The organism is Micromonospora sp. NPDC020750 (genome assembly GCF_044334565.1).
Lineage (GTDB): Bacteria > Actinomycetota > Actinomycetes > Mycobacteriales > Micromonosporaceae > Micromonospora.
Genome location: NZ_JBIRTH010000001.1, coordinates 448103 through 460926, shown reverse-complemented (window position 1 = coordinate 460926; position 12824 = coordinate 448103). Strand labels below are relative to the sequence as shown.

12 protein-coding genes are annotated in these 12824 nt (G+C 73.9%); 6 read left to right on the top strand and 6 right to left on the bottom strand.

Going from position 1 to position 12824, the window contains the following annotated elements:
- Positions 1-143: 143 nt before the first annotated feature.
- Both ACH4T9_RS02245 and ppc read left to right on the top strand, forming a co-directional pair.
- On the top strand, positions 144-1196 hold the full coding sequence (locus tag ACH4T9_RS02245; protein WP_396669380.1) for a hypothetical protein: 1053 nt from the start codon (positions 144-146) through the stop codon (positions 1194-1196).
- Between the two features lie 130 nt (positions 1197-1326).
- Positions 1327-4113, top strand: coding sequence for a phosphoenolpyruvate carboxylase (ppc, locus tag ACH4T9_RS02240; RefSeq protein WP_396669379.1), 2787 nt, complete (start codon positions 1327-1329; stop codon positions 4111-4113).
- A gap of 111 nt (positions 4114-4224) precedes the next feature.
- On the opposite strand, the gene ACH4T9_RS02235 is transcribed toward ppc, so the two are convergent.
- A complete protein-coding gene (locus ACH4T9_RS02235) occupies positions 4225-5001 on the bottom strand; it encodes a hypothetical protein (RefSeq protein ID WP_396669378.1) in 777 nt (258 codons plus the stop codon).
- A 54-nt stretch (positions 5002-5055) separates the two neighbouring features.
- On the opposite strand from ACH4T9_RS02235, the gene ACH4T9_RS02230 reads away from it, so the two are divergent.
- Positions 5056-6234: a DNA recombination protein RmuC gene (locus ACH4T9_RS02230; protein WP_396669377.1), complete on the top strand. Its 1179-nt coding sequence runs from the start codon at positions 5056-5058 to the stop codon at positions 6232-6234.
- Between the two features lie 13 nt (positions 6235-6247).
- Here ACH4T9_RS02230 and ACH4T9_RS02225 read toward each other — a convergent pair whose 3' ends face one another.
- The gene (locus tag ACH4T9_RS02225) at positions 6248-6610 is read right to left on the bottom strand and encodes a winged helix-turn-helix transcriptional regulator (protein WP_396669376.1); all 363 of its coding nucleotides are present in this window, start codon (positions 6608-6610) and stop codon (positions 6248-6250) included.
- A gap of 88 nt (positions 6611-6698) precedes the next feature.
- Here ACH4T9_RS02225 and ACH4T9_RS02220 point away from each other — a divergent pair, with 88 nt between their 5' ends.
- Positions 6699-7364 (top strand): NADPH-dependent F420 reductase, encoded by a 666-nt coding sequence (locus ACH4T9_RS02220; protein WP_396669375.1) that lies wholly within the window; start codon positions 6699-6701, stop codon positions 7362-7364.
- A 108-nt stretch (positions 7365-7472) separates the two neighbouring features.
- Here ACH4T9_RS02220 and ACH4T9_RS02215 read toward each other — a convergent pair whose 3' ends face one another.
- Both ACH4T9_RS02215 and ACH4T9_RS02210 read right to left on the bottom strand, forming a co-directional pair.
- Positions 7473-7907 carry a hypothetical protein gene (locus ACH4T9_RS02215; protein WP_396669374.1) on the bottom strand — a complete coding sequence of 145 codons (435 nt, stop codon included), beginning with the start codon at positions 7905-7907 and terminating at the stop codon, positions 7473-7475.
- A 161-nt stretch (positions 7908-8068) separates the two neighbouring features.
- A complete protein-coding gene (locus tag ACH4T9_RS02210; protein WP_396669373.1) occupies positions 8069-9061 on the bottom strand; it encodes a 4-hydroxy-3-methylbut-2-enyl diphosphate reductase in 993 nt (330 codons plus the stop codon).
- Between the two features lie 177 nt (positions 9062-9238).
- Here ACH4T9_RS02210 and xseA point away from each other — a divergent pair, with 177 nt between their 5' ends.
- Together xseA and ACH4T9_RS02200 are read left to right on the top strand one after the other, a co-directional pair.
- On the top strand, positions 9239-10459 hold the full coding sequence (gene xseA, locus ACH4T9_RS02205) for an exodeoxyribonuclease VII large subunit (protein ID WP_396669372.1): 1221 nt from the start codon (positions 9239-9241) through the stop codon (positions 10457-10459).
- A 230-nt stretch (positions 10460-10689) separates the two neighbouring features.
- Positions 10690-10914, top strand: a complete 225-nt coding sequence (locus ACH4T9_RS02200; RefSeq protein ID WP_396669370.1) for an exodeoxyribonuclease VII small subunit — start codon at positions 10690-10692, stop codon at positions 10912-10914.
- 46 nt (positions 10915-10960) lie between these two features.
- On the opposite strand, the gene ACH4T9_RS02195 is transcribed toward ACH4T9_RS02200, so the two are convergent.
- On the bottom strand, positions 10961-11818 hold the full coding sequence (locus tag ACH4T9_RS02195) for a hypothetical protein (RefSeq protein WP_396669369.1): 858 nt from the start codon (positions 11816-11818) through the stop codon (positions 10961-10963).
- Positions 11819-12016: 198 nt separating this feature from the next.
- Positions 12017-12748, bottom strand: a complete 732-nt coding sequence (locus ACH4T9_RS02190; RefSeq protein ID WP_396669368.1) for a DUF4245 family protein — start codon at positions 12746-12748, stop codon at positions 12017-12019.
- Positions 12749-12824 lie beyond the last annotated feature (76 nt).

Sequence of the window (12824 nt, the reverse complement as noted above, 5' to 3'; positions counted from 1 at the left end):
GAGATCGACGTCGAAGACGACCACCGCGGCCGGGCAATAGGCGGCGAGCGCCCGGGTCACGGCGGCCCAGCCCGGCACCACGGCCCGGTGCCACGGCCCGGCGAAACGCCCCAAAACGGGATTATCACCCCTAGGCTGGCCACGTGGACGAGGAGCCGGACATCCCGGTGCGCGACTGGCTGCCCCGCGCCGCCGCCCTGCTGGTCGGCACGCTGGCGCTGGCCGCCGCGTTCATCGCCGCGTACGTGGGCGCGCTGCACCAGCCCACGCCCCGCGACCTGCCGGTCGGGGTGGTCGTCGGCGACCAGCACGCCGAGGCCGTCATGGCCGCCGTGCGCGGCCGGACCGACACGATCGAGCCCGTCGAGTACGGCGACGCCGAGGCTGCCGACGACGGGCTGACCGCCCGCGAGGTGTACGCGGTGCTCACCTCCACGCCCGAGGGCGGGCTGCGCCTGGCCACCGCCAGCGCCTCCGCGCCGGCCGCCACCGAGGTGGTCGAGCAGGTGCTCGGCCAGACCGCCCGGCAGGCGAACCTGCCGCTCCAGGTCACCGACGAGGTACCGGTCACTCCGAACGACCCGCGCGGCCTCGTCCCGTTCTACCTCGCGGTCGGCTACGTGCTGGGCGGCTACCTCGCCTCCACCGCCCTGGGCCTGAAGACCGGCACCGCGCCCCGGAGCCTCGCCCGCGCCGGGCTGCGAATCGCCGCCCTCGCCGCGTACGCGGTGGTGCTCGGTGTGGTGGGCGCGCTGATCGTCGGGCCGGGGCTGGACGTGTGGGACCACGACGTGCCGGCGGTCGCCGCGGTCGGGGCGTTGGCCGTCTTCGCCGCCGCGATGGTCGCCGCCGCGGTGCAGGGCTGGCTCGGGCTGCTCGGCACCGGGCTCGTCATCCTGCTGCTGGTGGTGCTCGGCAACCCCGGCTCCGGCGGCGTCTACGCACCGGAGTTCCTGCCCACCTTGCTGCGCGGGATGCACCTCTGGAACGTGCCCGGACTGACCACCGACCTGATCAAGTCGGCGGTCTACTTCGACCGCCGTTCGATGACCTGGCCGGTGGGCGGGCTGGTGCTCTGGGCGGCGCTCGGCGTCGTGGGATTGCTCACGGCCACGCTGGTACGCGGCCGGCGCGGCACCGCCCGCCGGCCGCGTACCACCGCCCCCGCCAGCACGGATACCCGATCCGTGGAGTGAAGGCGGCGACGGCAGCCGGGCATTCCAGGGAAAGGGACGAGCAGGACCCCTTCCTTCCCGATGGGTCGGCGCGGATACGATCCAGGAAGTCGGACAGCGCTGTCCTTCGTTCTCACGTAAGGAGCGCATCGTGACCGACCAGTACGACCACGACGGCCCCGACGCCGCACTGCGGGCCGACATCCGCCGCCTCGGCACGCTGCTCGGGCAGACCCTCGCCCGGCAGGAGGGCCGCCCGCTGCTCGACCTGGTCGAGGAGATCCGCGCCCTGGTCCGCTCCGACGTCCCCACCGCCGCGCAGCGCCTCGGCGGGCTGGACGTGACCACCGGCACCAAGCTGGCCCGGGCCTTCTCCACCTACTTCCACCTGGCCAACATCACCGAGCAGGTGCACCGGGCCCGGGACCTGCGCCGCCGCCGGGCGGTGCAGGGCGGCTGGCTCGACCAGGCGGCCAAGATGATCGCCGAGCGCGGGGTGCCGGCCGAGGAGATCGCAGCGGCGGCCCGCCGGCTCGCGGTCCGGCCGGTGTTCACCGCCCACCCGACCGAGGCCGCCCGCCGGTCGATCCTGTCGAAGCTTCGGGCGATCGCCGACGAGCTGGACGCCGAGACCGCCAACGCGATCCTCTACGGGGCCAGCGACGAGGGGCCGGCGAACCGGCGCCTCGCCGAACTGCTGGACCTGATGTGGCAGACCGACGAGCTGCGGCTGGACCGGCCGGACCCGACCGACGAGGCCCGCAACGCCATCTACTACCTGCGCGACCTGTACGCCGAGGCCGCCCCGCAGGTGCTCGACGACCTCGCCGACACGCTGCGCACCCTCGGGGTGGAGACCGCGCCGACGTCCCGGCCGCTGACCTTCGGCACCTGGATCGGCGGCGACCGGGACGGCAACCCGTTCGTCACCCCGGCGGTCACCCGGGAGGTCCTGCAGATCCAGCACGAGCACGGCATCGCGGCCACCGAGGCGGCGATGGAGCACCTGATCAAGGAGGTGTCCGTCTCCCGCCGGCTGCGCGGGGTGTCGCTGGACCTCTCCGCCAGCCTCGCCGCCGACCTCGACGCGCTGCCCGAGGTGGCGGCCCGGTTCCGCCGGGTCAACGCCGAGGAGCCGTACCGGCTGAAAGCCCGGTGCGTGAAGGCGAAGCTGGCCAACACCCGGGAGCGGCTGCGCCGGGGCACCCCGCACGTGCCGGGCCGGGACTACCGGGGCTCGGCCGGGCTGGTCGCCGACCTGGAGCTGCTGCGCGCCTCGCTGGCCCGCAACTCCGGCAAGCTCACCGCCGTCGGCCACCTCGCCTCCACGATCCGCACGGTGTCCGCGTTCGGGATGCACCTGGCGACCATGGACGTGCGGGAGCACGCCGAGAAGCACCACGAGGTGCTCACCCAGCTCTACGCGGCCGTCGGCGAGGTGTCCGACTACCCGTCGCTGAGCCGCCTCGAGCGGACCAAGCTCCTCGCCGACGAGCTGACCGGCCGCCGGCCGCTGTCGACGCTCGACACCCCGCTGACCGAGAGCGCCCGCAAGACGTTCGACGTGTTCGGCACGATCCGCGAGGCGCAGGACCGGTTCGGCTCCGAGGTCATCGAGTCGTACATCATCTCGATGACCCTCGGCGTGGACGACGTCCTCGCGGCGGTGGTGCTGGCCCGCGAGGCCGGGCTGGTCGACGTGCACAGCGGCCGGGCCCGGATCGGCATCGTGCCGCTGCTGGAGACCCCGGCGGAGCTGGACTCCGGCGGCGAGCTGCTGGACGAGCTGCTGTCGCTGCCCGCGTACCGGGCCCTGGTGGCGGCCCGGGGCGACGTGCAGGAGGTGATGCTGGGCTACTCCGACTCGAACAAGGAGGCCGGCATCACCACCAGCCAGTGGTCGATCCACCGGGCCCAGCGGGCGCTGCGCGACGTGGCCGCCCGGCACGGGGTGCACCTGCGGCTGTTCCACGGCCGGGGCGGCACCGTCGGGCGCGGCGGCGGCCCCACCCACGACGCGATCCTGGCCCAGCCGTACGGCACCCTGGACGGCGCGATCAAGGTGACCGAGCAGGGCGAGGTCATCTCCGACAAGTACACCCTGCCGGCGCTGGCCCGGGAGAACCTGGAGCTGACCGTGGCCGCGGTGCTCCAGGCGACCCTGCTGCACACCGCGCCCCGGCAGCCCGCCGAGATGCTGGAACGCTGGGACGCGTCGATGGACGTGGTCTCCCACGCGGCGTTCCGGTCGTACCGGTCGCTGGTGGAGGACCCGGACCTGCCGGAGTACTTCTGGGCGTCCACCCCGACCGAGCTGCTGGGCGCGTTGAACATCGGCTCCCGCCCGGCGAAGCGGCCCAACACCGGGGCCGGCCTGGCCGGGCTACGGGCCATCCCGTGGGTGTTCGGCTGGACCCAGACCCGGCAGATCGTGCCCGGCTGGTTCGGGGTGGGTTCCGGGCTGGCGGCGGCGCGCGAGGCCGGCCTGGAGGACGTGCTCGCCGAGATGCACCGCAACTGGCACTTCTTCCGCACGTTCCTGTCGAACGTCGAGATGATGCTGACCAAGACCGACCTGAGCATCGCCCGCCGGTACGTCGAGACCCTGGTGCCCAAGAAGCTGCACCCGATCTTCAACAAGATCGAGCAGGAGTACGAGCTGACCAAGCAGGAGGTGCTGGCGATCACCTCCTCGCCGGCCCTGCTGGAGAACTCGCCGGTGCTCCAGCGCACCCTCGCGGTGCGGGACACCTACCTGGAGCCGCTGCACCACCTCCAGGTGGCGCTGCTGCGGCAGTACCGGGACTCGGGCGCGGCCGGCCGGGCCGTGGCCACCGCCCCGGGCGGCCGGCGCGCCCCCAGCGACGGGACGGCCCTGGAGCGGGCCCTGCTGACCACGGTCAACGGCATCGCCGCCGGCATGCGCAACACCGGCTGAGACGCCAGGAAGGTCCCCCGCCGGCGCATCTCCCCCGGCAGGGGACCTTCCTCACGCGCGGTCGGTGTCAGTGGCACGGGCACGGGCACGTCGGGCAGGGCGTGCCCGGCGTCAGAAGTCGCCGCCCCCGAAATCGCCCCCGCCGAAGTCACCTCCGCCGAAGCCCCCGAAATCGCCGCCCCCGCCGAAGTCGCCGCCCTGGTCACCGCCGCCGAAGTCGCCGCCCTGGTCACCGCCGCCGTCGAAGCCCTCCTGGCCGCCGGCCTCGGCGCCGTACCCCGGGTCGGCGAACGCCGGCGAGAAGAGCGCGTCCGCGATCAGCATCCCGCCGAGCACCCCGGCGCCCGCGCCGAGCGCGGTCTTCCACCACGGCGTCGAGTACCAGCCGGCCGGCACCGGCCGCCCCTGCATCCGGCCGCCCGGGTAGTAGTAGGGCGTGGCCCGGCCCGGCTGCGGGCCGGCCCGGAAGGACTGCCCCTGCACGTTGACCTCGCGCTCCCGGGTGAGCTGGCCGGCGCCCTGCGCGGAGGCCAGCGGCGGCAGCTCGGGGCCGGGGTCGATGCCCAGTGCGATCCGGGCCGCCCGGGCGTACGCCAGCCCCTCCAGGGCGGTCTCCCGGGCCAGCCGGAACTGGTGGACCGTGCGGGCCTGCTCGAGCTGGCCGCCCGCCGCGTTGTACCGCTCGCCGGCGTCGACCAGGGCCTGCCGCACCGCCGGGTCGTCGCCGTGCAGGTTCATCACCTGGCCACCGAGGCGTTCGTACCAGCGCTGGGCGTCGGCGCGCGCGTCGGCCAGGCTGCGGGCCGCCCGGGCCGCGCTCTCCCGGCGCCACCAGACGAGACCGCCGACGAGCAGCGCCACCAGGATGACCACGAGCAGAAATTCCATGCTCTCGAACGTACCCGGCGTCGTCACCTCGTACGCGTTTGGCAAGCTCTGACGATGAGCTTCTCGACGCTGGCCGTGGTGGTGTTCTGTTTCACCGCCGGTTGCGCGCTGGGCTGGTTCGCCGCCCGCTCCCGGGCGGCGGCCGACATCGCCCGGCTGGAGGCCACCCTCGCCGCGACCCGGGAGGGCGAGGGGCGGCTGGAGCAGTCGATGCGGGCGCTCAGCTACGAGGCGACCGCCCAGTCCCAGGAGGCGGTGGCCCGGGCGGTCGCGCCGCTGCACGACACCCTCCGGCGCTACGAGTCTCGGGTCGCCGACCTGGAGCACGTCCGGGTCGACGCGTACGCCGAACTGCGCGAGCAGGTCCGCGCGATGAACACCGTCTCCGGCGAGCTGCGTACCGAGACCAAGCAGCTCGTGGCGGCGCTGCGCGCGCCCCAGGTGCGGGGCCGCTGGGGCGAGCACCAGCTCCGCCGGATCGTCGAGGCCGCCGGGATGCTGGAGCACTGCGACTTCAACGAGCAGGTCACCGCCGCCACCGACCACCAGGGGGTACGTCCCGACCTGGTGGTCCGGCTGCACGGCGGGCGCACCGTGGTGGTGGACGCGAAGGCGCCCTTCGACGCGTACCTGACCGCGATGGAGGCGCGCGACGAACGGGGCCGGAACACCCAGCTCGACGCGCACGCGAAGCACCTGCGGGCACACGTCGACGCGCTGGCCGCGAAGTCCTACTGGGCGGCGTTCGACTCGACCCCCGAGTTCGTGGTGCTGTTCGTGCCGGCCGACCCGTTCCTCGACGTGGCGTTGCAGCGCGACCCGACGCTGCTGGAGCACGCGTTCGCCCGCGACGTGGTGCTGGCGACGCCGGCCACCCTGGTGGCGCTGCTGCGTACGGTGGCGTACTCGTGGCGGCAGGAGTCGCTGGCCCGCAACGCGGTCGCGGTGCACTCGCTGGCCCGCGAGCTGTACGGCCGGCTGTCCACCCTTGGCGACCACGTCGGCAAGCTCGGCGCGTCGCTCGGCGGGGCGGTGACGGCGTACAACCGGGCGGTCGGCTCGCTGGAGGCGCGGGTGCTGGTCAGCGCCCGCAAGCTCGCCGAGCTGGGCGTGTCCGACCAGGAGCTGGCCGTTCCCGCGCAGGTCGAGGTGGCCCCCCGCCAGCCGCAGGCGCCGGAGCTGGCGGAGCCGACCTCGGCAGTGGCCGACCGGCCCCGCGCGACGGAGCGCTAGCTGTCGCGGATCGTCACGTTGTTGACGGCTCGAGGAGCTCCGCCTGGTGCGCTGCGGCCCACTGGGCCAGTTGCGCGAGTGGGCCGTTGGCGAACGACTCGCCCAGAGGCGACAGCTGATAGACGACGCCGCGACGCCCGGGCACCCGTTCGTCGTTGCCCCGCCGGGTGATCAGCCCCCGCGCTCGCAGCCGTTGCAGCGCCTGCGTCAGGACCTTGTCGCTGATGCCCGCGATGCGTTCCAACAGGTCGTTGCGCCTCGTGGGGCCGGCGCGCAGTGCCGACAGGACGACGGGATCCCACGCGTGGTTGATCAGTTCGACTGCCGTGCGGACGTGACAGTCCGACACGAATGTCTGGCAGGTCCCGTCGATCATCCTCCCAGTGTCGCAGCGATCTCCTACCAGATGGTAGGAACCGCCGTCTTAGCGTTTCCCAGGTCATCCACAGATCGAGGAGATCACCGTGAACGTAGGAATCCTGGGAACCGGCAACCTCGCCACGACGCTCGGCCGAGCATGGGCGGCGGCTGGCCACGCGGTCGTGGTGACGGGGCGCAGTTCGGAAAACGCCGGCCGGGTCGCCGGCCAGATCGGCGGCGCGGCTGAGGCTGTCGGACCCGCCGATTTCGCGGCACGGGTCGACGTGGTCGTTGTCGCGGTCGCATGGGAGGGCCTGGAGGAGGCGCTCGCCCTCGTCGGCGGGGCCGACGGCTCCCTGAGCGGCATGACGGTGATCGACTGCACCAACGCCGTCGACTACGCCACCGGGCAGCTGAAGCCCACGTCGGGTTCGGCCGCGGAGCTCGTCGCCCGCCTCGCGCGGGGCGCGCACGTGGTGAAGGCACTCCACCTGTTCGCCGGAGCGTCCTGGCCCTACACGGGACCGCAGGACTCGGCACCGGTCGTGGCGATCTGCGGCGACCAGCCCGACGCGCTCGAACGCGCCGCAGCGCTGACCGCTGACCTCGGCGGACGGACTGCGGTGATCGGTGGGCTGACCAGTGCGCGCCAGCTGGAGGAGGCCGCGGGATTCGTCATGCGTGTCGTGGCAGCGGGGTCGAACCCCAGGTTCGCCGTCCCCGATGTGGATCCGGCGTCCCTCAACGCGGGATCGGCCACGGCCGACTGATCTTCGGGGCGAATCGTCCTGGTCCGCGTTGACGTCCAGCGTCACCGGCAGCCCGCCCGCGTCGGGCGGGGACGGGCTGCCGGGTCGTCCCGTTCGGTCGGGTAGGGGTCAGCCGCGGCGGGCGGACTCGACGACGAATGGGATGCCCTGCTGGCAGGTGGTCATCATGTCGGGTTTGGCCTGGCCGGTGACCGTGACCTTCGTGCCGGGTGTGAGCACGTCGGCGGGGCCTCCGATGAGCTGGTGGCCGTCCAGCAGCCGGCAGCCGGGCTCCACCCCGGCCTCGACGGTGCCCGTCAGCGTGGCCGCGCCGGGGCCCGGCGGGCGGCTCGGCCCCTGCGGGGGCTTGGTGGGCGCCGACGGGGGCGGCACGGTGGCGGTCGGGTCTGCCGGGGCCGTCGGTCCGGTGCTGGTCGCGTCGGTCATCGGCGATCCTCCCGAGGGGCTGGGGGCGGGCGTGCCGTCACCGGCCCCCTGGCCGCCGCAGGCGCTCAGCGCGGCGCAGACGACCAGGGCGGCGAGGGCCATCCGAGGAGTCTTCATACTTGTTCGGACGCGCCCGGACGACGATCCGTTCCGACGCCGGGGCCACGGTTCGCCGCCGAGGGCGACGAACCAGCACCGGACCGGACGGGTGAACCGCCGGGCAGGCCCGGCCGTCAGGCGCGACGGCCGCCGGTTGACCGTCGGGCGCCGGACGGCCGTCAGGCCCGGGTGACCGCCGCGGCGGCCTTCATGTCCCGCTTGAGCTCCTGGGGCAGGGAGAAGATCAGCCGCTCGTTGGCGGTCACCACCTCGTCCACGTCGGTGAAGCCCCGCTCGGCGAGGTGCGCCAGCACCTCCTGGACCAACTCGTCGGGGACGCTCGCGCCCGAGGTCAGCCCCACGGTGCGAGCCTCGGTCAGCCAGGCGTCGTCGATCTCGTGCGCGAAGTCGACCAGGTGGCCGGCGCGGGCGCCGGCGTCCAGGGCGACCTCGACCAGCCGGACCGAGTTCGACGAGTTGCGCGAACCGACGACCAGCACCACGTCGCACTCGGGGGCGATCTCCTTGACCACGTGCTGCCGGTTGGAGGTGGCGTAGCAGATGTCGTCGCTGGGCGGCGACTGGAGCAGCGGCAGCCGGGACTTGAGCCGGGCCACGGTCTCCAGGGTCTCGTCGACCGACAGCGTGGTCTGGGAGAGCCAGACCACCTTGCTCGGGTCGCGGACGGTGACCTTGTCGGCGTCGCCCGGGCCGTCGACGAGCTGAATGTGCGCGGGGGCCTCGCCGGCGGTGCCGACGACCTCCTCGTGCCCCTCGTGGCCGATCAGCAGGATGTCGTAGTCCTCGGCCGCGAACCGCTTCGCCTCCTGGTGGACCTTGGTCACCAGCGGGCAGGTCGCGTCGATCGCCTTGAGTGAGCGGACCTTCGCCTGCTCGTAGACCTCGGGGGCGACGCCGTGCGCGGAGAAGATCACGGTGGCGCCCTCCGGCACCTCCTCGTTCTCCTCCACGAAGATCGCGCCCTGGTCCTCCAGCGTGCGCACCACGTGCTTGTTGTGCACGATCTGCTTGCGCACGTAGATCGGGGCGCCGTAGAGCTTCAACGCCTCCTCGACGGTCTGCACCGCCCGGTCGACGCCCGCGCAGTAGCCGCGGGGCTTGGCCAGGAGCACGCGCTTGCCGGTCTGGGGGGTCGCCTGAGCCTCGGTCACCCGCCCATCCTACGTGCCGGCCCCGAGCCGGACGGCCGCTGCGATCCCCGCCACAGCCCCGCCGACCGCCGGGCTGCTCCCCCAGCCGTCGACCGGAGGCCGCGGGATTCGGGCCGCGAGACGCCCCACCGGCGACGCGGGACCCGTGATCGTCAGGGGCGTCCGTAGGGTGAGGGGGTGAGCGCGGGTGAGAGCGGGCGGAGCAGCTCCGAGGAGCCGTGGCCGGTACGGGTGGTCAGCCAGAAGGTGGGGGCGTGGATCGCCCGGCTCGGCTGGGTGTGGGTCGACGGGCAGGTGGCGCAGATCAGCCGGCGGCCCGGGGCCAGCACCGTCTTCCTCACCCTTCGGGACCCGGCGGCCGACCTGAGCCTGACCGTGACCACCAACCGGGACGTGCTCGACGCGGGCGCCCCCGAGCTGCGCGAGGGCGCCCGGGTGGTGCTGCACGCCAAGCCCGAGTTCTACGCGGCCCGGGGCACGCTGAGCCTGCGCGCCGACGAGATCCGCCAGGTGGGGCTCGGCGAGCTGCTGGCCCGGCTGGAGAAGCTGAAGAAGCTGCTGGCCGCCGAAGGGCTGTTCGACCGGGCCCGCAAGCGGCGGCTGCCGTTCCTGCCCGGGCGGGTCGGGTTGATCACCGGCCGCGCCTCCGCCGCCGAGCGGGACGTGCTGACCAACGCCCGTCGGCGCTGGCCGGCCGTGGAGTTCCGCACGGTCAACGTGGCCGTGCAGGGCGCGGGCGCCGTCACCCAGATCGTCGACGCGCTGCGGGTGCTCGACGCCGACCCGACCGTCGACGTGATCGTCATCGCCCGGGGCGGCGGCGGCATCGAGGACCTGCTCCCCTTCTCCGACGAGGCGCTGTGCCGGGCGGTGTTCGCCTGCCGTACGCCGGTGGTCAGCGCGATCGGCCACGAGGCGGACGCCCCGCTGGTCGACTACGTCGCCGACGTGCGGGCCTCCACGCCGACGGACGCGGCCAAGCGGGTGGTGCCCGACCTGGGCGAGGAGCTGCGCCTGATCGGGCAGGCCCGGCACCGGCTGGAACGGGCCGTGCGCAACCTGGTCGACCGGGAGTCGCACCGCCTGGACGGGCTGCGGTCCCGGCCGGTGCTGGCCCGGCCGCAGGTGATGGTGGAGCAGCGGGCCACCGAGGTCGCCGCGCTGCGCCAGCGGGCCGGTCGTTGCCTGGACCACCGCCTCGGCGCGGCCGGGGAGGAGCTGCGGCACACCCTGGCCCGGCTGCGCGCCCTCTCCCCCGCCGCCACCCTCGACCGGGGCTACGCGATCGTCCAGCGGGCCGACGGCCACGTGGTCCGATCGGCCGGCGAGGTGGGCGGGGGCGACCCACTGCGGGTACGCCTCGCCGAAGGCGAGCTGGCCGCGACGGTCGACAGTTGAGCGCGGGGGCGAGCCGGCCACGACGGTTGAGCGCGCAGGGCGAGCCGGCGGAGCGAGCGGCGTGACGCGGCGGCCGACCGGGCTGGCGTGACGCGGCGAGCCGACCGGGCTGGCGTGACGCGGCGAGCCGACCGGGCTGGCCTGACGCGGCGAGCCGACCGGGCGGCTCGGTACGGAACGGCGGAGCGCCCGGCGTGGCGGACGGACGGGGATGTGCTGGGATGGGACCGATGACTGACGAGAAGAACGCCGGGCCGGACGCGCGGCTCAGCTACGAGCAGGCCCGCGCCGAGTTGGCCTCGGTGGTGGAACGGCTGGAGACGGGCGGCACCTCGCTGGAGGAGTCGCTGGCGCTCTGGGAACGCGGCGAGAAGCTGGCCGAGATCTGCCAGCGCTGGCTCGACGGCGCGCGGGCCCGCATCGACGCGGCCCGTCAGCAAGGGCCGGACGCCTGACGGCGGGTGCGGGGCGGCAACGGCCGGCCCCACACCCGCCCGAGCCTCAGCTGAACAGGTTGTACAGCTCGTTGGGAGCCTCGACGACCTGGGCCGCCGGCGGGCGCTGGGCGGCGCTCGCCGCACCGTAGTCGGCGTACGTGATCTTGATGTCCTGCGCCTTGTTCTGGCCGGACGCCGGGATCTGGATGACCAGCTCGCTGAGCCGGCCCTGCGGGTCCAGCTTCGCCGTGAACGGCAGCGAACGGGCCTGCTGGCCGAGCGTCTTGATCAGCTCGGCGTTCAGCGAGCCGGCCTCGGCGGCCTTCGTCACGTCGATCGTGCCCGCGTACGCGCCCTCGCCGGTCTGCCGGACCTCGGTGACGCCCTGGGTGAGCACCTCGCTGCCGGCCGGGTCGACCTTGTCGAAGTCGAAGGCCAGGTTGCGGTTGCCCTTGATCCGGGTCTGGTCGAGGTGCTGGTACTTGCCGAGGTTGAGGTTCTGCACGCCGGGCAGCTTGGCCGCCTGGCCACCGAGGTCGAGCTTGACCCAGCTGTCCGGCTTGAGGTGCACCAGGTCCAGCTTCATCGACACGTCCGAGGAGGCGTCGCCGATGGTCAGCTTCATCTCGGCGCTCTGGCTCGGCTCGTGCACCCGCCCTTCGACGGTGGTGCCGACGCCGGCCATGGTGAACCGGAAGTTTCCGTTGCGGATCTCGTTGGTCGAGTTCAACAGGGCCTGCTTGGCGTCGCCCGTACCGGGCGAGGCGCTCCCCGGGGTGGCGCTGCCGGAAGCCGCGATGCCGGAAACCGTCGGGGACGCGGAGGGCCCCGCCTCTCCGGTTCCGGTGCTGTTGCACGCTGCCAGACCAGGGGTGAGCAGCGTCGCGGCGAAGACCGCTGCGCTGAAGCGACGAATGGTCACGTGAACCTCTCCAAGTGGGTCGTCCGGCCCGCGCAGGGCACCGGAGGCGTCGCGCCGTAGCCCGAGCGCTGGCTCCGACGCACGAGTCCCGTCCGGCTGGCTGCGCCGACGAGGTCGCACACCTTCTGTTCCCTGTCGCCGCCTTCGGCAATCCCTGTCCGGTCCATCCGTCCCGCCGCCCCACGCGGGCGGCCCGCCCTAACGGACGGCGTCGGCGAGCCGGCGCAGCTCGTTCTCCCGGGCGTCGCCGACCACGATCACCGTGCGGTCCGGTTCGAGCAGCACGAGGGCCTGCTCGTTGCCCCGGGCGGTGTACCGCTGCCAGCTGCGCCCACCCAGCTCGGTGGGGCCCTGGGGCTGCCCCTCGGCGGTCAGCTCGGCGGGCAGCAGCTGCTCGGGCGGCACGTTGCTCTGCACGAGCTGTGCGCCCCGCCCCTCCGGGGTCAGGTAGCCGACCCGCAGGCTGGAGCCGCCCTCCACGCTGCGGTAGCTGGCGCTGACCGTCTTCCAGTCGTCGCCGAGCCCGGTGGGCTGGCTCACCGGAAACGCGTTGGCCGCGCGGGCCTGCTCCAGGGCCGGGGCCGGGTCGACGGTGCTCGGCTGGTCGCCCCCGAGGAAGCCCCGGTAGAAGGCGAGCAGCAGGACGATGGGGACCAGCAGCACCAACAGCGAGATCGCCATGTCCTTCGGCGACCGCTCGGACCTGCTCTTCTCTTTGCCGGCTGCCGGTCGGCCCCCGGGCCGACCGGGCGACGCCGACGGCCCGGCCGGGGACGGCGCGGAACGCTCGCCCGGCCCGGCCGGGCGGGTGGACGCCGGCTCGACGAGGGCCGGCTCCCCGGCCGTGGCCGGCGGGGTCGGCTCCGACGGAGCGGGCGACGCAGGGGTCGGCTCGGTGGGGGTGCGCTCGGCGGGCTGTGCGGGATCCACCTCCCCATCCTTCCAGGCCCCGACGAACGAGAAGGGCCCACCACCACCCGCAGCCGGCGCGTTTCCCAGCTGGCCG

Bases quoted from the DNA above. Each gene is read 5' to 3' on its own strand.
- ACH4T9_RS02235 (WP_396669378.1), bottom strand. From the start codon at position 5,001: ATGGAATTTCTGCTCGTGGTCATCCTGGTGGCGCTGCTCGTCGGCGGT.
- ACH4T9_RS02230 (WP_396669377.1), top strand. From the start codon at position 5,056: ATGAGCTTCTCGACGCTGGCCGTGGTGGTGTTCTGTTTCACCGCCGGT.
- ACH4T9_RS02225 (WP_396669376.1), bottom strand. From the start codon at position 6,610: ATGATCGACGGGACCTGCCAGACATTCGTGTCGGACTGTCACGTCCGC.
- ACH4T9_RS02215 (WP_396669374.1), bottom strand. From the start codon at position 7,907: ATGAAGACTCCTCGGATGGCCCTCGCCGCCCTGGTCGTCTGCGCCGCG.
- ACH4T9_RS02200 (WP_396669370.1), top strand. From the start codon at position 10,690: ATGACTGACGAGAAGAACGCCGGGCCGGACGCGCGGCTCAGCTACGAG.